This window comes from Sesame phyllody phytoplasma (genome assembly GCF_018390775.2).
GTDB lineage: Bacteria > Bacillota_I > Bacilli_A > Acholeplasmatales > Acholeplasmataceae > Phytoplasma > Phytoplasma australasiaticum.
Genome location: NZ_JAHBAJ020000047.1, coordinates 1 through 331, shown reverse-complemented (window position 1 = coordinate 331; position 331 = coordinate 1). Strand labels below are relative to the sequence as shown.

Annotated in this window: 1 pseudogene; it reads left to right on the top strand. The window is 35.0% G+C overall.

Annotated elements, in window-relative coordinates:
• Positions 1 to 331 (top strand): annotated as a pseudogene (locus tag KHD59_RS02445) (group II intron reverse transcriptase/maturase); the annotation flags it as partial.

The window sequence follows — 331 nt, the reverse complement described above, 5'->3', positions numbered from 1 at the left end:
ACAGTTTCACCAGAAGCTAAACTTTTACGAACATTGAATAAAATTCAATATTGTTCATCAAACAGCTACTCTTTAAAAAGAGAACTCCAGCAGGGAATGAATAACTTTTACAACACGTTAACAGCATTTAATAAAATTACGGCTAACAAAGGGGCGGATACCCCCGGAATCGACAATAAAACCATCGATGGGATTAATCTAGTAAGATTAAAAAGATACCATCAGGAATACGTCAACAATGGTTATCATCCGAAACCAGTTAAAAGAGTTCTCATTCTTAAAGATAATAAAAAAACCCGACCTTTGGGCATACCGACTATCAAAGATAGAC